This window comes from Paenibacillus sp. IITD108 (assembly GCF_036541265.1).
GTDB lineage: Bacteria > Bacillota > Bacilli > Paenibacillales > Paenibacillaceae > Pristimantibacillus.
Map to the genome: position 1 here is coordinate 74,236 of NZ_JAZHCT010000008.1, position 21,755 is coordinate 95,990.

The window sequence follows — 21,755 nt, forward strand, 5'->3', positions numbered from 1 at the left end:
CCATCCGGAAATCTCCCTTTATGCTTTTAAGAATGGCCATAAAGCGCGTAATAACGCTAAAAAGTCATAATTTTTATATGTTTGTAAAGATTGAGGCATATCCAATAGAAGCGTTTAAAGCCTATAATTTGAATCAAGCAATCTTACCCTGAGCCCAATATGTAAGCGCTTTAAACTTACTTCAGCGCCCAGGAGGGATGTGTCATACACTATTTAGGAGGGTTAGTATGTCAAAAAAAATCGGATTGCTATTACTCACATTATGCATGCTTGGCTCATTGTTAGCGGCTTGTTCCTCTAATAATAATGAACCGAAGCCTACAGCAAGCACTGGCAGCACAAACACAGGCAGTGATAGCAACGCAGATAATGGTGTGAAGGATTACGGCAAAGTGTATGTGTATGCAAACTATGGCCATCTTGGTAATGTTGTTGATCTAAGCAAGAAAGAAGCTCTTGAAGAAGTACGCCAATATATTAAAGAGAAATCAGGTGTTGAGGTTATTGAAATTGTCCCACCTAAGGGATCGGAAGCAGATCGTCTGAACTTGCTTCTTGCTGGTAACGAGCCGCTTGATATTTTCACAGGTTCTATGGATCTTCATCAAGCAAATGGTGCGGCATACCCTCTTAATGAATTGCTGGAGAAATACGGGCCGAACGTTACTGGCGTATGGCCTGAAAGCTGGTCCAAGGCTTCGTGGGAAGCGCTGCAGAAAGACGGAAAGCAATGGGCGACGCCTGTATCTCCGCCAATGGCAGGGAATGCAATAACGATTCGTAAGGACTGGCTCGATGAAGTAGGCCTTGGTGTACCGACGAATCTCGAAGAGTTGGAAGCAGTCATGAAAGCATTTAAGGAGAAGGACCCGGTAGGCAACGGGGAGACAATCCCGATGATTACCTCCTTCAATGAAATGAATGCGGTGCTGTCTGGGCTATTCATGGAGAATGGTTACGGAAACTGGATAGATGAAGAAGGCAAGGTGAGACCTACTGTTCAGCATCCAGGTTACCTGGAGTTCCTCACTCTTATGGCTGATTGGTATAAGAAGGGCTATATTTATCGTGAATCCTTTGCAACTGATGCGACGAAGGTGATCGAGCTTGTAAGGTCCAATCGTGTAGGCGTGGCTGCTACATGGCACTCTCGTACTTTGGCAAATACAACGATGATTAGGGAAATTGATCCGGATGCAGAATATGTTACCGCTGATATTCAAGGACCTAAGGGTTATGGGCGTTTAGTCGGAACAGTTGGCAAAAGCGGTACAATGATTAGTAAGAATTCTAAAAATCCGGAAGGCGCTATACGTTATTTGGATTGGCTGTTATCCGATGTTGAAAACTACTTGACTGCATTCTGGGGAATTCCAGGAAAGCATTGGGAGTGGACAGACAAAGAAAAAGGTGTCTATCGCAGAATCAATCAGGATTATCAAGGCGAATTTATGACAGGCTTCTCTTTTGCAATGACGGTACAATTCCGCGAAGAGGATCCGAAAAGTAATGACCAATGGGTTAGACCATTCTTTGCACAGTACTTGACTGAAACTGAAAAGGTAAAATATGAAGGAACCTTCGATGTTAGCTATTTGTTTGACAAAGCAAAAATTGGTGAACAAGTACCTACGTTGAGTGATATCGAAAGAATGATTGAACAAGAGGTTACGAAGTTTGTTATGGGCGCAAGACCGCTGAGCGAATATTCCAATTTCTTGAGCCAGCTTGAAAGTGCTGGAATTAACAAATGGATTGAAGTGTATACGAAAGAATATAACGCTTTGAAGAATCAATAGAACAAACTTTAATTTACCGCAATGTCGCCTCTTTCCCTATTCCTATAGAGGCGGCATTGTAGTTAGTAAGAATCTACACAAGAGAAGCTTAATGGAAGTGAGTTGATTCGCATTTGAATAGCTCTATATGGGGTCGCATCAAAAGACATAAACTCTACTTTTTATTGATACTCCCAGGAATGCTTTATTTTATCATTTTTCAGTATGGACCGATGTATGGAATTATAATTGCATTTAAAGATATATCTCCGTTTGATGGCTTGAGTGGTATTTTTTCCGCCGACTGGGTAGGCTTGAAGCATTTTAAAGCATTTATTAATTCATATTACTTCTGGAATATTATAGGAAACACATTGACGATTAGCGCATATAAGCTGCTATTTGGTTTTCCGGCACCAATTATTTTAGCATTGTTATTAAATGAAATTAAAAATAAGTACTTTAAAAATACAATACAGACGATTTCCTATTTGCCTCATTTTATTTCTATGGTTGTATTGGCAGGGCTGGTGACCGTCTTGCTGACGACTGATGGAGGCTTTGTCAACGGTTTATTGCAACGACTAGGCATGGAACCGATTATGTTCCTAGGAGATACAAGGTTTTTCCGCACCGTACTAGTGGCATCTGGTATATGGAAAGAGGTGGGCTGGAGCAGTATCATATACATCGCTGCAATTGCTGGCGTAGACCCGCAGCTTTACGAGGCCGCGAAAGTAGACGGCGCAGGACGCTTTAGGCAAATGTGGAACATTACGCTTCCTAGTATCAGCTTTATTGTTGTTATTTTATTTATCTTACAGATAGGTCATATTTTAGATGCAGGCTTTGAGCAAATTTTCCTCCTTTATTCTCCGCCAGTTTATGAAGTGGCCGATATTATTGATACTTATGTATATCGTAAAGGATTGCTTGATCTCCAATACTCATTCGCTGCGGCAGTTGGGGTATTTAAAGCAGTTATTGCTCTGATTTTAGTCATTGGGGCTAATAGACTAGCTAAAAAGTTAGGACATGAAGGAATATGGTAGGTGATACAGGTTGAAGGAGTCGGCAGGAGGAAGGATTTTTAATTATTTTAACTACAGTTTAATGGCTGTATTGGCTCTGTTGTTTATCATTCCCTTTTTTGTTATTTTATCTACCTCATTAGTCGGTGAACAAGAGTTGATTAGACGGGGCAGCTTTATTCTCATCCCAGAGAAAATAGATTTTACGGCCTATGAAACACTATTGAGTCAAGGGTCTACCTTATATAAAGCTTATGGAATTACGATTATGCGAGTCATAATCGGTACAACTCTGAACCTTCTATTTACTGCAATGCTGGCATTTGGTGTTTCCCGAAGGACTCTTCCGGGCCGCAGTGTTTTCATTACGCTCATATTTATTACGATGTTATTCAGCGGTGGACTTGTGCCAACGTATTTATTAATGAAATTCCTTCATTTAACTAATACGTTCTGGGTCATGATCATTCCATCATTGATTAGTGCTTGGTACTTTCTCATCATGAAGAGCTTCTTTCAGGAAATCCCTGAAAGCTTGGAGGAGTCCGCAACGATCGATGGTGCTTCTCCATTCAGAGTGCTCGTCAGTATAATTGTGCCGCTCAGTATGCCTATGCTTGTGACCATCGGACTTTTCTACGGAGTTAATCACTGGAACGCTTGGTTCGATGCAACCATCTATATTACAAATTCAGATTTGATGCCGGTTCAAGTTCTGCTGAGAAGAATTGTACTAACGATGACAAATCAGGATTTAGACACCTCCCTCTTGGTCAACATGGAGGAAAGAGCGACTCCGCAAGCATTGAGAGGTGCCATTATTATGATTACGACACTTCCGATTATTTGCGTATATCCGTTTTTGCAGAAGCATTTCATTAAAGGGGTAATGGTTGGTTCTGTCAAAGGGTAATAAGGGCTAAGACCATAAGCGAATGCTGTTCCAAACTAAGAAAGAGGGGTATTGATATGTTGGTCGATATAAAGAAGAAAGGTTATCCTGTACTCGATTATAGACCAGGGGTGAACAATCCGCGGAATAGCGAGGGCGCTTTTCTTGATTTAAAAGACGGACGAATCATGTTCGTGTACAGCCGCTTTATCGGAGAATCCCATAGTGACGATGCCAAGGCCTGTATCGTCGCAGTATTTTCTACTGATTGCGGTGAAACCTGGCAGGATGAAAGGGTGATCGATCATCCAGATCGTCATGAGGCTTTAAATATTATGAGCGTCTCCTTGCTGCGCATGCAAAACGGAGATATCGGCTTGTTTTACGTAATTAGGCGTGGATGGCATGACGCTAGACTGCATTTGTTCCGTTCTAGCGATGAGGGGCTTACCTGGAGCGAACCTGTGTGCTGCGTGCCTGGACTTGGATATTACGTTGTTAACAACGATCGAGTCGTTCGATTGTCATCTGGTCGGCTACTTGTGCCTTCCGCACTTCATAAAATGCGTACAACGGATACCATCAAGTGGGGTTCCTTTGATTCTCGAGGAACGGTATATGTAATGATCTCCGACGATGATGGGGTGACATGGCGTGAAGCGACTAACAGTTGCTCGCTCACTGTCCCTCACACCCGCAGCGGTCTGCAGGAGCCTGGCATCATTGAGTTGAAGAACGGGGCACTGTGGATGTACCATAGAACCGATCTTGGCAGACAATATGAGAGCTTCTCAGTCGATGGGGGAGAAACATGGTCTGAGGCTGTTCCTTCACAATTCACATCCTCGGTATCGCCCTTGAGTGTCAAGCGTAATCCATCAAATGGACATTTGCTTGCGGTATGGAACCCGATTCCAAACTATCAGCTGCGGAAAATCGGAAAGCATTCTTGGGGAAGAGCGCCCCTCGTAGGTGCGATCAGTCAGGATGAAGGTAAAACATGGACGAATCATTTCGCCATACAGACGGAAGAGGATAATGGCGGTTATTGTTATACGGCCATACACTTCACCTCTGATGCTGTACTCCTTGCTTATTGCGCCGGAGAGCCAGAGGATGGCATTTGCTTGGCTCGTTTGAAAATGACAAAAGTGTTGCTTAGTGACATATATACGGAGTAATGAAATAACTATACATTGCGTGAAGGAGATGTAACTGAGATGCCAGCACAATCGCCAACACCGATCAACTTTTCAGGAAAGTTAGGAACTTTCGTAACCCTACCGGATCAAACGGTATTATCCATTTATACGGTCGGCAAGAAGCCGAATGAATGGAAGGATACATCGATCCCTCAGCGACTTTATGTACGCAGATCAACAGATCATGGACTCACCTGGGGCGATCCTGAGCTGGCGTTTGAATTTGCAGCAGAGCCCGGAGCGGTAAAAATGATCGACTTGGATCATGCACCTCTAGTGACAACAGATGGTACCGTACATCTCTATGGATTTATTCTGAAGGATTGGGATAATGATATTCCGTATCGGGAAAGAAAGATCGACATGTACCATCTTTATTCCCGAGACAACGGTCATACTTGGGAAGGACCGGACATGATCGACTATGGCCACAGTTACACAGGCTCGTTAAATGCGATTACACAATTGTCTAGTGGCCGGATTGTAATGCCCTTTTCGTACTTGTCGGATCGAACATCTGCGTGCTTTGTCAGTGAGGTAATCCTGTCCGATGATCAGGGCTTTACGTGGCGCAATGCACATGCGGATCTTGTTATTGATAACGGTGGAGGGGCATTGGAATCGGGTTCGGTCGAGCCTGTAACGGTGGAGCTGCCGGATGGCCGCGTTTGGATGATTATTCGTACGCAGACCGGTCGACTCTATGAATCGTATTCCACAGATCAGGGTGAAACGTGGTCCGTTCCCGAGCCGACGCCGTTTTTTGCTTCTAATGCTCCGGCAGGCATTGTCCGTCTGAAGGATGATCGGTTGCTGATGTGCTGGAATCACAGCAAGTGTGAGCCGATTAGTCATGGTGTCAGCTACTCTCGTCAATCTCTCGTAGCGGCGATCCGCGATCATGATGGCAAATGGAGCGGTTATCGGGAAATTGTTCATTTGAGTCAGGAAGAGCATGAGAATCATAGCGTATGTTATCCTTGGCTGTCTGAGCTAGGGGATGGAAATGTGCTGGTAGGCTACTTGTCCGTTCATTTGCGTGATTGGATGGGAACCGTAGATTTCAAGCTTGTGAAGATCGACCCGGAGTGGGTTGGAGAGAGGGAGCAGCTTGAGAACTGGGAAGATGACCTCAAGGGCTCTTCTGTAACAAACGATGGTGTCATGGTTGAGCAGACTGACCATGATAAGATTGTTAGGCTGAAGAAAGAGGTAGCGGAGACGAATGTTGGCTTGACACGAAATTTCCCGTATTCCGAGCAAGGTGCCGTGACTTTCCAGCTTTTACTGGAGGAGCAGTTTGGCGGTTGTTATCTCTCTGTATCCGAATCGTTCCTGAAGCCAAGTGATCGGCAGGGAGGACATTTCCGACTTCAGATTACTTCTGACGGCAGTATGCATGTACAATACATGAATGAAGGACCTTATCACCCACTAAAAACAACTAAGAAGCTCGAAAGCCATCAATGGGCAGAGCTGACACTAAAGTGGGATTGCCGCCAAGAGCATGCGAATGTACTCCTAAATGGAGAGAGTGTCGGCGTTCTTCCTCAGTTAGAGCAAGGCCGCGGTATTTCCTATGTACGTTTGCATATGGCCGAAGCAAGCGGGGGATTGCAAATAAAGTCTATTAAAAGCAGTGCGGTTCAGCATGAAGGATAGAACCTATGTTGCACTAGGCGACTCTATTACTGCCTATCGAAATAATGTCAAGGTTTATATGGAATGGCTGTTTGAGGAGCGGGAGACGCTTGGCTTCCACAGAATGATCAACAACGGCATAGGCGGTTGGAACACGCTTCACCTGCTGGATAAGCTGGAAGAAAGATGCCTGCAGTACCAGCCGCAATTTATTTCGATTATGCTGGGAACGAATGACCATGCCATCTATAAGGGGAAGGAAGAGCCAGCTGTTTCATTAGACCAGTTCAAATCCAACTTGCGTGAAATCGTTCGTCAAATTAGAGTCTCTGCTCACGAAAGAGGAAATGCGGCACCGTATATATTGCTGATGAGTCCTCCTTTTATTGTAACAGAGACGAACTCTGCGGGTACACAGGCAAGTCAGATTAGACTGCTGAACTATGTGAGAGCTGTTCATGAGATGAGTGTCGAGCTAGATACAGGTTACTTAGATGTGAATGCCATTACTGCAGAGGCCACTCTGCACGATGGACAGCTATATCGTGATAACTATACAGATCAAAATGACGGAGTTCACTTGAATTCAGTAGGTCAGAAATGGCTAGTGCCCTTTATTAGACAAATTTGCATCGAGCAGCGGGCTTAGAAGTCAAATCATTCTAGTAATTGGGTTTGAGTGAGAGAAAAATTATTTCACTAATGTGTGTCAACTATACCGTCGCTCGCGACGCGTGGAAGGCGATTAGCCGTCGTCGCCCTTGCGAATCCATCCGAGCGACGGTATTTTTGTGAATGAATCCTAGGTGCAAAAGATATATATGTTTGTTAATCAAGTTGAAGGAGGATTCGATATGCCGATAACGATGGAGAAGCTCGCCAATGGCGAACATGCTCTAATAGTGTGCATTGGCGATTCTATTACTGAACAGAATTATCACCTGCATGGCAAGCTGAACTATGTTGGACAACTAACCGAGAGATTGATGGAGCAGTATGGTCGGCGTTCGATGGTTGTAAATGCGGGGAAGAGTGGACATACAACAGTGGAGCTTCTGGGGCGGTTGGAGCGGGATGCACTGCGGTTTAAACCGGATCTTGTTATGGTAATGATCGGAATGAATGATTCAGCAAGGGTAACCATTGATGATTTTAGACAAAATCTACAAACCATTATTCATCACATCGAATCGTCAGGAAGCGAAGTGTTGCTGCTTACACAGAATATGCTAGATTACAATGTAGTTGAAGGTGCAGTCGCATTGAGGAAAGATTATCCGGAATACACGGCTGTTATTCGTGAGGTGGCTGCGGATACTGGAACACCCCTTTGTGATTTATGTGCAGCATGGGCAGCTCATGTAAATGGAAATACGAACACTCATCTGATGCTAATGAATGATAGCATTCATCCTAACGAACATGGACATAAGTTAATGGCCTCTGCATTATACAAATATCTGGGCATTGCCGCTGAATAGGATGGATTTAATCGGTCACGGCAGCAATCCCTAATTGCATAATAAAGCGTTCGAGTGATTCGGTCCATACTCCGGGCAGCCCAGTATGTAACACTACAAGATGTTATATTCTTTTTACGCAGAAGAACTGATTGATTCATACCGCCAAGTCAGGGCTGCCATTAAGGTGCGGAACAAGAACTAGATATGATTATTCATAATTTTAAACTCGGGAGAGAAAATGATGAATGTTATGAATATGTTTCGATTAGATGGGAAAGTGGCTATTGTTACCGGAGGCTCGGGATTATACGGAGAGCATATTAGCACTGCCTTGGGGGAAGCAGGTGCGTTAGTCATTGTAGCGTCACGTGGCATAGAGCAATGTGAGAAGCTAGCTGCAAACCTACGTTCTAGAGGTATTCAGGCTGTTGGGCGAAGTCTTGATCTGGCAGATGAGCAGAGCATTGAAGCTTTGGTAGAACAAACGATTGAGGAATTTGGACAAATTGATATTCTAGTAAACAATGCAGTTTCTAGAGTGGGGTTGAATGATATTGAACAGACAACTTCTTCGGGCTGGTTACAAGCGCAGATGGTGAACGGCTTAGGCACTATGCTCATATCAAAAGTTGTTGTTAGCAGGATGCGTAATAGAAATGAAGGCAATATTATTAATATTTCTTCGATTCAAGGCATTCTAGGACCTCATTTCCCTGTGTACGGGGATACAGGCATGTCTAGTGGCATCGAGTATACTTACGCCAAATGGGGAATTGTAGGCATAACTAGGTGGCTGGCTAATTATTATGGTAAATATAATATTCGAGCAAATTGTATTTCTCCAGGCGGCTATAACCCAACTCAAAATGGAGACTATAAAATAACAAATGAAATTTTTCTGCATAATTATTTGGAAAGAACTCCTCTAGGCAGAATGGCGGATGAGGATGACATAAAAGGCGCAATTGTTTACCTTGCTTCTCCTGCTTCAAAGTATGTTACTGGACATAACCTTGTTCTTGATGGGGGTTGGAGTAGTTGGTAAATCAGGTCATGCATCAAAGAACAATTAATGGATTAACGATCTCGAGACTCATGCTTGGAACGGCACAAATGGGATTAAAGGGATATGGAGTCAATAATCAAGCAGAACATGTAAATGCAGATGAGCTCTTAAGTGTATGTGAACAATCGGGTATTAATTGCTACGATACGGCCTATGAATATGGTGATGCCGAGATTAAACTCGGTCATTTCTTTAAAGGAAAAACTCCTCCTTTTATTGCTTCGAAGCTAAAGATCGATATGAATTTAATCTCAGAACAAGAGATTGAACGTCAAATGGTACAGAAAGCCGAAGCTATTCTCTCTCGTTTACAATTAAGAAGCATTCCCGCTCTTATGGTGCATAATCCAGAGATGGTTAATAAATACGGAGCTTCTATCTCAAAGGTCTTAACAAAGCTGAAAAAGGAAGGTTTAATACAAAGAGGTGGAATTTCGCTTGATGCTGTCCCTGTAGATCGGTATGCTGCTATTTCTGAATATATTAAAGATGAGATCTATGAGGTAGTTCAAGCTCCATTAAATATATTCGATCAACGCTTAATTGGATGCGGTGCATTAAAGGATTTACAGCTCGAAAATAAGATTGTTGTAGCTAGAAGTGTATATTTGCAAGGATTATTCTTCATGAATAAGGACTGTGTACCCAGTAAGCTTAGTGGAATTGCGGAATATTATTTAGATCAGTTGAAAGAGATTGCTGAAGCTGAAAGCATGTCCATAGCACAACTAGCTTTTTCATATATTAGAGATATGGAAGGTGTGTTTGGTCTTGTTATTGGTGCTGAGAGTAAGCAGCAGATTGAGGAAAATTTACGATTAATGAATGGGCCTAAATTAAAGGATAGTACTAGGGAACATATTGAGCGCAGCTTCTCTGATATACCAGAAATACTTATTACACCAGCGATGTGGAGATAATAGCCCATGAACGGAGATGACTATTTCGAGATATTGGCCTGGCATCCATACTCACAGGGTGAGCCTGACTTAGATTGGGTCGCTGGACGTTGAAACGGGAGAGTGGCTTTGTGCAGGCTTATGATCTGGTGTCTATTGCGGCAAACAGCAACCCCAGCACCACAGTGAAAATGACTTGGGCAAAGCCGTAAATGGCTGTGTTCCCAACAATGCGCCGGAAGTGCCGATCCCCGCTGATAGCCTCATAGTTTCCAAGACCGATAAATTGCATTTGGGTAAAGCTGACGTTAGTATCCATAAGGATAGATATACAGTTCGCAGCATGGGGTAAACACTGAACACCCCGAAGGATCACCATGGGCAAAATATAAAGATACGGTTTAACCGATATATTGGCCAATGATCCTCTACTCAGTAGCTTCCCTCCGTTTCAAATCGAATTGACGGCTCTAGGATCGAAACCATCTTTATTCATGGAGATGGAAGAGGAACGAGCTGCCGCGGAATATGCCCGGTAGTTTCTTTCGTATGGTATGATAGGAAGAAAGTGGTCGAAAGGACTGTCTTTGCGTGGCACAAAAGAAAACAGTGAAAAGAATCAACAAGCTTCTCATAACGACCATAAGCGGAACTGTGCTTATCCTGGGGATTTTGGCGGGGGACGTTTATTTCTTCATACTCGAAAAGCCTGCTAAGCCGGATAAATGGGCTGTTGCTGAGCGCTATATCTGGAATAAAATCAGTTTTAGCCAGGATAAACAAGTAATTTCTGCCGATGGCTCAGAATACTATTTACTTGCCAATAAGGGAGCCGCAGATGCAGATAAATTGATCATTTATTTTTCAGGGGGTGGAGTGGCCTGGGATGCAGTGAGTGCCGCTCAGCCGATCAGTCTGAGCAATGTAATGAAAAACGGTGAGATCAAATATTACTTTCCGAACATTCCATTCTTTAAAGTAAATACGCTTGGCGGCATACTGAAAAATAATAATCCCAATAATCCATTCAAGGATTGGAACATCGTATATATCCCTTATTCTACCGGTGATCTGCATATCGGGAATGCATCCAAGGAATATGCGGACGCCAAAGGCAAGCCGTTCACTATGCACTACAACGGTCAAGCCAATACGGGGACAGCATTAGAATGGATTGCAACTCATTTCGCTGCACCGCAAAAGATTCTCATTGCGGGAGAAAGCGCAGGTGGATTCGGGGCTGCTTTCTGGGCGCCTGAGATTGCGAAAATGTACCCGGATGCCCGCATTTATCAATACTCGGACGGTTCTTATTTAAATGCCGACCGCTGGCCGGATATTATCGATAACGAGTGGCAGGCCAACTTTGCAGAGACCTTTGGTTATGAAGTAAACGGTGATTTGATTTCGTCCGTATTCACAGCGAACCGCAAGCGGCTCCCAGACAATGCGGTACTTTTGCAGTCCAATACGCTCTATGATGAGCTGCTGTTTGACTTTGAAAAGGATCTGAATGGGGACATGTCGGACGATGGTGAATATATTCAGCACTGGTCGGCGCGCATGCTGCAATCTGCCGGGCAGCTCGCTGAAACAGTGCCGGGCTACTATTACTACATCACCGATTACGGTCGTAACGAGAAGACGGGCAGGACACCACATACACTCTCCCCATTAAATCATTTCTACAAAGCCGAGCAGGATGGGGTAAAGCTGATGAAATGGCTGGACGATGCCGTGAATAAGGATGAATATTACTCCGTGGGGCGGCATTTTGTAGAGAAAGAGGGCTGACGTCGTCGGCTGCAAGGTCTTTACAGGGGGCCTATTTACACCGTATTGGCAGATCGAACTGGAACTTGTGGAAGGGGCTTTTTTGCGCTAATATGAGGGTGTTCCAATAAAATTATTGATAGGACGTTGCCTTATGAATACGAAAGACCGTCAAACCTTTCATCTTCGTTATAGGAATATGATTAATACGCTTCGTAAGGAAATAAAGGAGGGAATCTACCTGCCGGGAGATTTTCTTTCTTCCGAAACTAAATTGATGGAGCAATTCAGTCTGGGCAAGCATTCTGTGCGTTCTGCATTGGAGGAATTGGTGAAGGAAGGATTAATTGAGAAAATCGATCGCGTAGGCACGCGCGTTTGCTATGTGTCCCCGATACAGACTACTCTTCGCTTTGGTGTCTATCCTTCACTGTATGAAGAAGCGAGATTGAAGGAAGTTATTGCGATGTTTCATCAGGAATACCCGCATATCAAGGTTGAATTAATCGAACTTCCTTATCACCAGGTGGAAAGCATTAAGAGTTTGACAGAACTGGGGATTTTTGATGTACTGACAGTGAATGTGTTTGATTTTAATTATTTTAAAGATAATGACGGCCTAGCGCTGTTGGAAGAGCAGACTGTATTGCCGAATACATACCCTTTCCTAAATGATTTGTTTAGTGCAGCCGGCAAGGGGCTGATGCTGCAGCCTTTCGTCTATTCTCCCGTCATATTGTGCTATAACAAAGATCATTTGCGGGAACAACAGCTGTTAGAACCGGATGGCTCTTGGTCTTGGGATGACTTGCATCAATTGTTAAGGCAGTTAAAAGGGATAAATCGCAGGGGGCTGTATTTTCACTTGTTCTCGATAAATAGATGGCCCATTTTTTTAATCCAGCAAGGTATAAGATTCAAAAGCAAAGAAGATGGTTCGATCACGATTGAAGATCCTGCTAGATTCTGCGAACTATTGCAAATGCTTCGGAACCTCATTCATGAAGAAGGGATGTATCCGGTCGGGCTAGGGAATTACGGGGAAGAAATTTTATTTTTGCAAGAAAAAGTGTCTGTAATTATATCGAGTTATTTTAAATTAAATCGATTGAAAGATGCTGAATTTAACTATGATATCGCTCAACTGCCGCGCGGGAAAAATAATGCAACACTGCTGCTTTCGATTGGCATTGGGATCTATGACAAGTCGCCACAAAAAGAAGCTGCGCGTAAGCTTACAAATTTTCTGACCTCTGAAGGCGTTCTTTCTTATATTCGGGAAACTACATATAGCTTGTCTGCGAATAAACGGATTGCGGAATCGGTTGAAACCTTGCATGGCAATAAACCGCTGCGAATGGAGCTTTATCGCGAGATTGCAGCGAATTACGCTACTCATGAACAATTGGGATTGACGATGAGCGAGATTTTGATTTTGGGCGATTGTTTAAAACAATATTTCTCTAATCTCATCGACGAAGATGAACTGCTAGCGATGTTCTCCGCCAAAATAAATGCTCAATGAGAGCAAGCTGCGGAAAGCATTGCTTTTGCAGCTAATTTTTTGTGCAGTTGAGAACTAGTTAAGAACTAGTGGACAAACTACGGACGTTGTAATAGGATTTTTTTGTGGAATGAGAACTAGTTAAGAACCAATGTGTAAGCGATTGCAAAATTTGAAAAAGGAGTTGAAGGTATGTTGAGCATGATTGACAAAAGATGGACAAAGCAGACGAGGAAACTGCTGATCAGTGCACTTATCGTAGTTTTTGGTATAACCTCATTTACCCCTTTATTACCGAAAGAAATGGTTCGAGCGGCGTCTGATCCCATTGTCCCATTGCTTTTTTCACCGCCAGAGGTGCTTGGGACGATGGCTTCTTCGCCAGTTACGAATAGTGCCGTATATGCGATGGAGGACGGGAAGCCGGTCATGTATACAACCGTAACCGGAGGGAGTGACATTCCGGCTACATTTAGCGTGATTGACATGACAGACTACAGTCTGATACGCACCATTCCACTAGAGGGAGGGAAAGGAGGGGCAGACGGACATATTATCGATTCTGAGGGGCACGTCTACGTAATTGCAGGCAATGCTTTATTCCGTTACGTACCAGGCTCGCCAACAGCTGAAAGATTAGCAGTTATCTCAGGGGCTTCCGCACTTTACGGTCTTGCAATCGACGAGAATGATACGATATACGGAGGTACATATCCTACGGGCAGTGTGTTCAAGTATGCTACTCGCTCCGAGGAGCTTACTGTGTTCCCACGGCTTTCTGCCGGAAAAGAGTATGTCAAATCTATTGCTTATTACGATGGTACGCTCTATGCAGGAACGGGTGCGATCGGTGAACTGTGGAAGCTGAATCCAGAGACTGGCGAAGGGGAACAAATTCCTTTTCCAGAGACATCGACTTACAGTGTGCCAAGTGAAGTAAAGCAGTTGTACACGTTAAGCATTGCTGGCAGCTTCATGTTCATTCTAACTAGTAATCAGAATTTGCTTATCTATGATCTGGAGAAACAAGATTGGTACGAGGGATGGTCCACGGATGAACAGCATAAGCAATATTATCGCGGCATGTACGTATCGCCTCCATTGGATGGCAAAGTATATCTGAACATGAACAGAGAGTTTTACTCTTTTGACCTAAACACAGGGAAAATGGAAGCGACCGGTATTCCGTACGAGCAGTATGTTCGCGGGGCGGGATGGGTAGAGCTAGGCAACGAGGATGGCGACATGTCGGGAAAATCGCTGGCTACACTATACAATGGCGGCATCGTGCTTATTAATTTTAAAACGAAGAATAAGAAGGTTTATGAGCCTATCGTGCCTGGGCAAGCAGTATCCATTCAATCGCTGGAATATGGACCGGATGGATTATTGTATGGAGCAGGCTATCTGGGGGCCTTTGGGTCGAGCTACAATACGCAAACCGGGGAGAAAAAAGAGTTCAATATCGGTCAGGCGGAGGGCATGATTCCGTATGATGGAAAGATGATGTTCGGTGCCTACCCGGGTGCTTACATGTACGAGATGGATCCAGCGCTACCTAACAAAAACGGGGAAAATCCAAAGTTAATTCACATTATTGGGGGCAACGAGGATCGGCCCTTTGCATTGGCAACAGGGGCTGATAAGCTATTCGTCGGAACTGTGCCGAAGATGGGATATTTGGGCGGAGCTTTATCCATCTACGATGGAGCATCGTGGAAGAAGTATGAAAACTTGATTGCTAATCAAAGTATTATGTCTCTTGCCTATCAGGAAGAAACGGGACTGCTCTTCGGTTCAACAACCGTTTGGGGAGGCATAAGCACAGAACCGACTGAAAGCCACGCTAAGATTTTTATATGGGATGTAGCCAAAAGCGAGCTTGTCGAAGAGTTTGTTCCAGAAATTGCGCAGCAAAATAATATTGGACCGAAAACAATCGGCGCGTTGTCCTTTGGCGCTGACGGATTGCTATGGGGCGCAGCTTATGGAACTTTGTTTGCAATGGACCCGGATACACACCAAATTATGAAGCAGAAGGAGATTCATCCTACAAACTGGGCATTCAGTCACTCGTGGGTTCCAGCTAAGCTTCGCTGGGGAGATGATGGATTCTTATATACGACATTGGGCGGCGTATTGACTGTTGTTGATCCTGTTACAATGGCACATACGGTTATCCCGGGAACAAAAACCAATTTGATGGTTGTTGGAAAAGACAAGGACGAGCCGGAAAAGACGGCGATTTACTATAATGAAGCCTCGTTGTTGAAAAAGATTACAGTAACGCCAGGCGCGCCGCCAACTCAAATGGAGGTAGAAATTCCGATCGTTAATGGCGGATTTGAGCAATTGAACAAGGATAATACGATTCCAGGCTGGAACAGCTTTGGATCTGTAACGGGCTTGGCAGAATTCGAAGTAAGTGCGGAGAAGATGAAAAGCGGTGCGGGCAGCTTGAAAATCACTGACACGTCAGACAAAGCAGAATCGGGTGTCATTTCCATTCCGTTTCCCGTACAGCCAGGTTTGGAGTATAAAGCAAAGTCAGATGTGTTCTTGGAAGCGGGACGGGGAGCGATTTTTGCGATGAAGTATTATGATGCTGAGGGCAAAGAGGTTACGCCATCGCCGGCTCCAGCGCAATATATTGAAGGACCGAAAGGGACATGGCTTGAGGCTGAATTTAAGTCGATTGCGCCAGTCAATGCCGTAACGGGCAAACTCGTCTTGTTTGTCTCGCAAGCTTGGACAGGGACGGTTTATTTCGATAACATACATTTACATGAAGGAAGAATAGCAGAGCCGCCGTTTGAAGGGGAGTCAACGCAGTCTTTGGATGTTCAGAATGCAGGATTCGAGCAGCCATTGCGAAAAGATGGCTCGATTTCAGGCTGGAGTATACAAAATCCGGATTCATTAATAGATAAAGATGCTGAAATTAATTTATCGGATAATCTTGTAAAAGCGGGAGATCAAAGTCTGTATTTGTATGATAATGATACGAAGTTGACAGTCGCGATAGAGTCCGATCTGATTCCGGTCATTGCCGGGCGGACATACAGATTAAGCGCGGATTTTTACAGAACAGACCCTCCTGAAGGAAGAAGCTCCAACCGTCCAACACTTCAGGTAAGATATTATGATGAAGACAAAAAGCTGATTAATCCTTCAGGCTCTGGGACAACGATGAGTAAAGAAATCACGACTCCTTTGAAGGTCTGGTCTAATGAAGGTTTTGAGTCAAAAGCTCAGCCTAATGCAAAGTATATGAAGCTGATCTTCATAAGCGCGGAGGCTTGGGTGTCTTCCGTCTACGTTGATAATGTGACAGCAACTACAGTGGTGCAAAGCAATGAGGCTGTAAGTGCGAAGCTTCAACGTGCTGCAGCAACAAGCATGATCGATGGCGACAATGCTGTATTTACTATGACAGCGACAGCTGATTCCGATATTATCGTGAAGGATGGATTTGACACTATTGCCATTACGAAAGGGGAAGGGAATGATACGCCGATTACAGTGGCGATCCCGGCACCTTCAGCCGGTACGCACCATTATGAAGTTTATGCCAATATGCCAGGTATAGGCAGGAGTAATTCAATTATGCTGCCGCCTGTTACTGTGTATGAGATGAACAATTATGTACTGAACACAGGGGAACAACTGACGCTGAAAGTTGGCGACACCTTCCCGGTGTATGCAAAAGCCCAGTTCGGGCCTCTGACAAAGGATGTCACATCTGATCTGTCGATCCGATCTCTGACAACCGGTTTAGTATCTATTACTAAGAACGTTGTTGCAGCACGTTCACAAGGTGAGGCGCAGCTTGAAGTTGTTATTGGTGACCGCGTTATTCCGCTATCTGTTAAGGTCGAAGCTTCGGGCGGCACTAGCCCAGGCGGGGAAACACCGACCGATCCGGGCGGTTCGACTGGCCCAACTGATCCAACTGATCCAACTGATCCAACTGATCCAACTGATCCAACTGATCCAACTGATCCAACCGACCCTGCAAATCCTGAAAATCCGAAGGAGCCGGTAGATCCAAAGCCGACTGAACCGATTGTATTCAAAGACTTGGCATCCGGGCACTGGGCCTTCCCATCCATTCAGTATCTGGTTAAAAAAGGTTTGCTGAACGGCTACCCAGACGGTTCCTTTAAGCCGGATTTGGCGATGAAGCGCTCGGAAGTAACGGCGATGCTGGTCCGTATGCTTGGTCTTCATTTGGCAGAGGGCAGCACGTTCGATGACGTAAGCGATAGCCACTGGGCTAAGCCTTACATTGAAGCAGCCTTTTCGAACGGATTGGTGCAAGGGAATGGCGATGGCAAATTCGCCCCGGACCAATCAATTACGCGTGAACAAATGGTTGTGCTTATTGTTCGCGCGCTGGGCCTGACAGGAGAGGGGACCGCCCTGACATTTACCGACAGCAACAAAACGGCAAGCTGGGCAACAGCCTCGCTGCGACTTGCTGTAGAGCATGGCATCATTGAGGGCTATCCAGATGGAAGCTTTAGGCCAGATGCAGTACTGACACGTGCCGCGGCATCTGCTATGATGGAAAAAGTATTAAGCATGAAGTAGAATTCAATAATTAGACGAAAAAGCACCTGTTTTGTATAGGTGCTTTTTTTTGGAAATCAATTTCATATTAGATAGATCAGCACAATTATAAATTACCCGGCTGCCCAAACGTCCAGTTCAATTTTGATTTCAGGCAGGCCAAGAGCTTGGACATAGGCAATCGTCATAGACGGAGGCGTGGGTCCGAACGTTTTTTCCCAAACGCGATCGAAAAAATCCCAATCGATCGGATCCACCGCCCAAATGTTGATCTTAACCACATGGTCTGGTGTTAACTGCTGAGATGCAAGGACCTTCGCAATATTGTCCATTGTATGGACGACTTGTTGATTGAAATCGGCCGGGATATCGCCTTTAGAGTCCGTGCCAATTTGGCCGGAGAATACGTACCATTCGGCATTTCGGCTGATTTTGGTTACATGACTATATTTACCAACAGGCTGCGCAATCGTGTCGGGATTTGATCTTTTAACGAATAGTTCATTGAGATTTGTCATAGATTAGGGTCTCCTTTATAATGGATCTACTGTTTTCGTATCGTTGAAATTAGGCAGACTTATCCCGTCTGCTTACATTCTAGAAAAAAACAGCTGTTGAATACCCGATTCCGGGAGACAAATGGCGAAGCACTCTTTTCTTCATCGGGTACCCTCCATCCATTCAAAAGTAATCTAGCCTTAATAAGGATAGCACAATCCGAATGGAAGAAACAACAAGCCAGGAAGAGCACGCCGTCAGTCTTTAGTTAGTTTAAAAGGACATTGAGATGTGTCAACATAGGGACTGAATAGCCGCAAACTGGAAGCATTTGTAGATAGGGGAGAAATAAATGAACATTATAATCGACGAAAAAGGCGATTCGAAGGGCGATTGTTGGCGATTTTGATAAATACAACAGTAAGAGTTTGAATGATTTTATTTATGAATGTAATAAAGGCAAGCAGGTTTTCTTTCTAAAAGACAGACAGTCTGCTATTCAAGCATTACATAATCTCAATTAAAAACTAGGGTCACCCCAACGATCCGGACTCCCCAGTCGTGACCCTAACTCTAACAGGACAGGGTGACCGCACCGAGAATTGCGGTCATCCTTCACGTTCATTCCCCAATTGTTCCCTGTATGGCGAAGGGCTTTTTCCGGTTATTTTTTTAAATACGCGACTGAAGTATAACGCATCCTGATAACCAACCTCTTCTCCAATTTCTTGTATGCTTAAGCTAGTATTCATGAGCAGATATTTTGCCTTTTGAATACGGAGCTGCTGAACATAAGAGGAAATGGAAATGCCGGAATTTTTTTTGAACACTTGGCAGAGATATTCATATTTACGCCCTGTTTCTCGTTCAATCCAGTTTCTATCGAGTGACTTAGCGAAGTTCTCATTTAGCATATTTATTAAATTCCTATATGTGAAAAAGGAAGCGGAGACTGCCCGATTGTGATGATCTTGCTCCAGCAAGTCATTCGCTATTGTTTCAAACAGATTGCCCAGCAACAGGCTTAGCCGAAATCGGAAGTAACCCGAGGGGTGGGCAAATTGATGAATGATGTTCTCGAACTGCGAGAGTATTAAATGTCGACGGTTCGGGCGAAAGCGTCGCGGCAATAGAACTTTATCGATATTTTCGTCAAAATTGGTTCGCAAATCACTTCGAGCATCATGGATAAAATTAATATCTCTCCTTGTTTTTGTCCATTCCTTGAATTCCTCCAAATTCGGATCGCACTGGAATTGTATCCAGAAGAAACAACTCTCCTCCGAAATTTCTCTCCATCCGCTATGTGCCTCCCATGGCCGCAGTAAGAACAACTCACCGGATTTGAGCTCCAGCCTTTCGTTGCCGACCTGCATGTAAATGGGACCTTCAATAACGATGAGGATCTCGTAGTAGGGGTTGGAGTGCACCGACCGATAGAAATCGAAATTGCCCTTGTGAATACTCGCCCACTTTACATCGATTCTGGATAAACGCGCCATCGTCAAATATTCCATGGATTCCTCCGCATTTTTATGAATTTACAGACGTTATTATGGTCCATATAATGGCTGAAATGCTTGTGCTACAATCATAGCATGAAAGTGCTTCCTTGCAAGCTTGCGGGGAGAAACCAAAGGAGGCGGAATAGAGTGAATATTCTGAATGAAAAGGATTATTATCGAATCGTATATGGCGGATGGTTGGGGAAAAATATCGGGGGCACCCTTGGCGCACCGGTAGAAGGTGCAAAAGAGCTGCTTGCCTTAACATTTTATCCGGAGCTGCCTGACGGCCCGCTCGAGAATGATGATCTTGACCTGCAGCTCGTATGGCTGCATGCTTTGGAGCAGTACGGTCCCGGTTTAACTGCTCGTGAGCTCGGTCAAGAATGGATGGATCATATTTTCTTTCCTTTCGATGAATATGGTTATGCATTGACCAACCTGCGGAGAGGGTTGATTCCTCCTGTTGCTGGATCGTTCAATAATCCGTTCACTAATTGCATGGGTTCTCCTATTCGCTCTGAGATATGGGCGATGGTCGCTCCGGGCTTGCCAGAAAAAGCTGCATCTTATGCATACCAGGATGCGATCGTCGATCATGCGGGAGGCGAAGGGGTATTTGGGGAAATGTTCTTCGCTGCCATTGAAAGCGCAATTTTTTTCGAGAAGGACCGCGACCGTCTGATTGACATCGGCATGAAGTTTATACCAACCTATAGCCGCACTTATAAAGCACTAAAAGACTTGATTCGTTGGCACCAAGAAGGGAAAAGCTGGACGGAGGCCCGATCGTTAATTCTCGAGCATCACGGCAGTGACAACTTTACAGATGCTCCCCAAAATATCGCGTTTACAATCCTTGGCTGGCTGTATGGCAATGATTTCGAGGATGCGATTCTGAAGGCGGTTAACTGTGGATATGATACCGATTGCACAGCAGCAACGCTTGGTGCAATATTGGGCATGTTACTGGGACCGGAAGGGCTTCCGGAAAAATGGGTGAAGCCGGTTGGCGACCGCGTCGTCGTCAGTCCTCCGATCAATGGTTTCCCAGCGCCCAAAAGCTTGGATGAATTAACACTTCGAACCATTCGTATGGGCAAACAGGTGCTAGCAGCATCCGACGTTGATATTAGAATACATCCCAACGAGCCGAGTCACTGGGATCGACAGGAGTTTTCACTTCAAGGAATAAAAGAGCTTTGGGAAAGATCAGCGACATCCAATCATTACTTGCTGCCGCGAGGAACTTCGCAGTACCCTACTCTCGAACTCATCATTGATTATGGGGCTGAAGGGCCAGCAATAGGCGCGTATCAAACGAAAACAATACAAGTCACATTGCTTAATCGCTCCTCATCCACAATGGCAGGGAAGCTTTCACTTGACCTGCCTGAAGGCTTGGTCGGACCAGACGCGCTCGAAGTTATCGTGCAGCCGAACGAGAGTGTGGAATGGACCGTAGACATTACTGCTTCTGCTTCAGCAGGGGCCTACCATGAACTTGCGCTTCTCTGGACAAGGATTCACGATCATGCAGTGTGGGCAACGGAGAAGGTGACGTTTACACTTCTTGGATCCTCCTCTTGGAAGGTATGGGGACCTAAGAGCAGCGAAGGTACTGAAGCGATGTTCCCGGGGAACCGCCTGGAGTGGGAAAAGGTATTGGACACGGATGTAGATGGGTGTTACAGAGCAGTAACGTCGCTCTTTAATCCATCAGAAAGGCAAGTCAGACTCATTGCTGCAGCGAACGCTCCCATTCAACTAAAGCTTAATGGAAAGATCATCATAGACTGCAAGCAAACGCCAGAATTTATGCCTGCCTATCACCGTGCGCCTAATGATCAGTGGATTGAGTTTACGCTTGCGGCTGGAAGCTATGAATTGGACGTGTCAGCATGGAAGAATAGTGTCCCTCTCCAAGTTTA

General features: G+C 44.7%; 15 protein-coding genes and 2 pseudogenes. 14 read left to right on the plus strand and 3 right to left on the minus strand.

Going from position 1 to position 21,755, the window contains the following annotated elements; genetic code table 11:
• The first annotated feature begins 227 nt into the window (after nt 1–227).
• The 9 genes from V1L65_RS09390 to V1L65_RS09430 all read left to right on the plus strand — a co-directional run bounded on the left by V1L65_RS09390 (nt 228) and on the right by V1L65_RS09430 (nt 9,993).
• Nucleotides 228–1,799: an extracellular solute-binding protein gene (locus tag V1L65_RS09390; protein ID WP_331698875.1), complete on the plus strand. Its 1,572-nt coding sequence runs from the start codon at nt 228–230 to the stop codon at nt 1,797–1,799.
• 212 nt (nt 1,800–2,011) lie between these two features.
• Complete coding sequence (locus tag V1L65_RS09395; protein ID WP_331698876.1) at nt 2,012–2,830, plus strand: ABC transporter permease; 819 nt, start codon at nt 2,012–2,014, stop codon at nt 2,828–2,830.
• 61 nt (nt 2,831–2,891) lie between these two features.
• Complete coding sequence (locus V1L65_RS09400) at nt 2,892–3,722, plus strand: carbohydrate ABC transporter permease (RefSeq protein WP_331698877.1); 831 nt, start codon at nt 2,892–2,894, stop codon at nt 3,720–3,722.
• Between the two features lie 56 nt (nt 3,723–3,778).
• A complete protein-coding gene (locus tag V1L65_RS09405; protein WP_331698878.1) occupies nt 3,779–4,882 on the plus strand; it encodes a sialidase family protein in 1,104 nt (367 codons plus the stop codon).
• 39 nt (nt 4,883–4,921) lie between these two features.
• A complete protein-coding gene (locus tag V1L65_RS09410) occupies nt 4,922–6,565 on the plus strand; it encodes a sialidase family protein (protein ID WP_331698879.1) in 1,644 nt (547 codons plus the stop codon).
• Nucleotides 6,555–7,193, plus strand: coding sequence for an SGNH/GDSL hydrolase family protein (locus V1L65_RS09415; protein WP_331698880.1), 639 nt, complete (start codon nt 6,555–6,557; stop codon nt 7,191–7,193). Before V1L65_RS09410 ends, V1L65_RS09415 begins: the two co-directional genes overlap by 11 nt.
• A gap of 205 nt (nt 7,194–7,398) precedes the next feature.
• The gene (locus tag V1L65_RS09420) at nt 7,399–8,025 is read left to right on the plus strand and encodes an SGNH/GDSL hydrolase family protein (RefSeq protein WP_331698881.1); all 627 of its coding nucleotides are present in this window, start codon (nt 7,399–7,401) and stop codon (nt 8,023–8,025) included.
• A gap of 220 nt (nt 8,026–8,245) precedes the next feature.
• A complete protein-coding gene (locus tag V1L65_RS09425; RefSeq protein ID WP_331698882.1) occupies nt 8,246–9,052 on the plus strand; it encodes an SDR family NAD(P)-dependent oxidoreductase in 807 nt (268 codons plus the stop codon).
• A complete protein-coding gene (locus V1L65_RS09430) occupies nt 9,046–9,993 on the plus strand; it encodes an aldo/keto reductase (protein WP_331698883.1) in 948 nt (315 codons plus the stop codon). Before V1L65_RS09425 ends, V1L65_RS09430 begins: the two co-directional genes overlap by 7 nt.
• A 118-nt stretch (nt 9,994–10,111) precedes the next feature.
• On the opposite strand, the gene V1L65_RS09435 is transcribed toward V1L65_RS09430, so the two are convergent.
• Entirely contained in the window at nt 10,112–10,291 is a 180-nt protein-coding gene (locus tag V1L65_RS09435; protein WP_331698884.1) for a hypothetical protein, read from the minus strand.
• Between the two features lie 272 nt (nt 10,292–10,563).
• On the opposite strand from V1L65_RS09435, the gene V1L65_RS09440 reads away from it, so the two are divergent.
• The 3 genes from V1L65_RS09440 (at nt 10,564) to V1L65_RS09450 (ending at nt 17,842) form a co-directional block, all read left to right on the plus strand.
• A complete protein-coding gene (locus V1L65_RS09440; protein WP_331698885.1) occupies nt 10,564–11,766 on the plus strand; it encodes a pectin acetylesterase-family hydrolase in 1,203 nt (400 codons plus the stop codon).
• Between the two features lie 133 nt (nt 11,767–11,899).
• On the plus strand, nt 11,900–13,270 hold the full coding sequence (locus V1L65_RS09445; RefSeq protein WP_331698886.1) for an extracellular solute-binding protein: 1,371 nt from the start codon (nt 11,900–11,902) through the stop codon (nt 13,268–13,270).
• A 171-nt stretch (nt 13,271–13,441) separates the two neighbouring features.
• Nucleotides 13,442–17,842, plus strand: coding sequence for an S-layer homology domain-containing protein (locus V1L65_RS09450; protein ID WP_331698887.1), 4,401 nt, complete (start codon nt 13,442–13,444; stop codon nt 17,840–17,842).
• A 92-nt stretch (nt 17,843–17,934) separates the two neighbouring features.
• On the opposite strand, the gene V1L65_RS09455 is transcribed toward V1L65_RS09450, so the two are convergent.
• Nucleotides 17,935–18,339, minus strand: a complete 405-nt coding sequence (locus V1L65_RS09455; RefSeq protein ID WP_331698888.1) for a RidA family protein — start codon at nt 18,337–18,339, stop codon at nt 17,935–17,937.
• Between the two features lie 360 nt (nt 18,340–18,699).
• Here V1L65_RS09455 and V1L65_RS09460 point away from each other — a divergent pair.
• Nucleotides 18,700–18,843, plus strand: a pseudogene (locus V1L65_RS09460) (DUF4180 domain-containing protein); the annotation flags it as partial.
• An 84-nt stretch (nt 18,844–18,927) separates the two neighbouring features.
• Here the strand turns inward: V1L65_RS09460 and V1L65_RS09465 are convergent.
• Nucleotides 18,928–19,836 (minus strand): AraC family transcriptional regulator, encoded by a 909-nt coding sequence (locus V1L65_RS09465; RefSeq protein ID WP_331698889.1) that lies wholly within the window; start codon nt 19,834–19,836, stop codon nt 18,928–18,930.
• Between the two features lie 81 nt (nt 19,837–19,917).
• Between V1L65_RS09465 and V1L65_RS09470 the strand changes: the two are divergent.
• A pseudogene (locus V1L65_RS09470) lies at nt 19,918–20,805 on the plus strand (ADP-ribosylglycohydrolase family protein); the annotation flags it as partial.
• Nucleotides 20,806–21,755 lie beyond the last annotated feature (950 nt).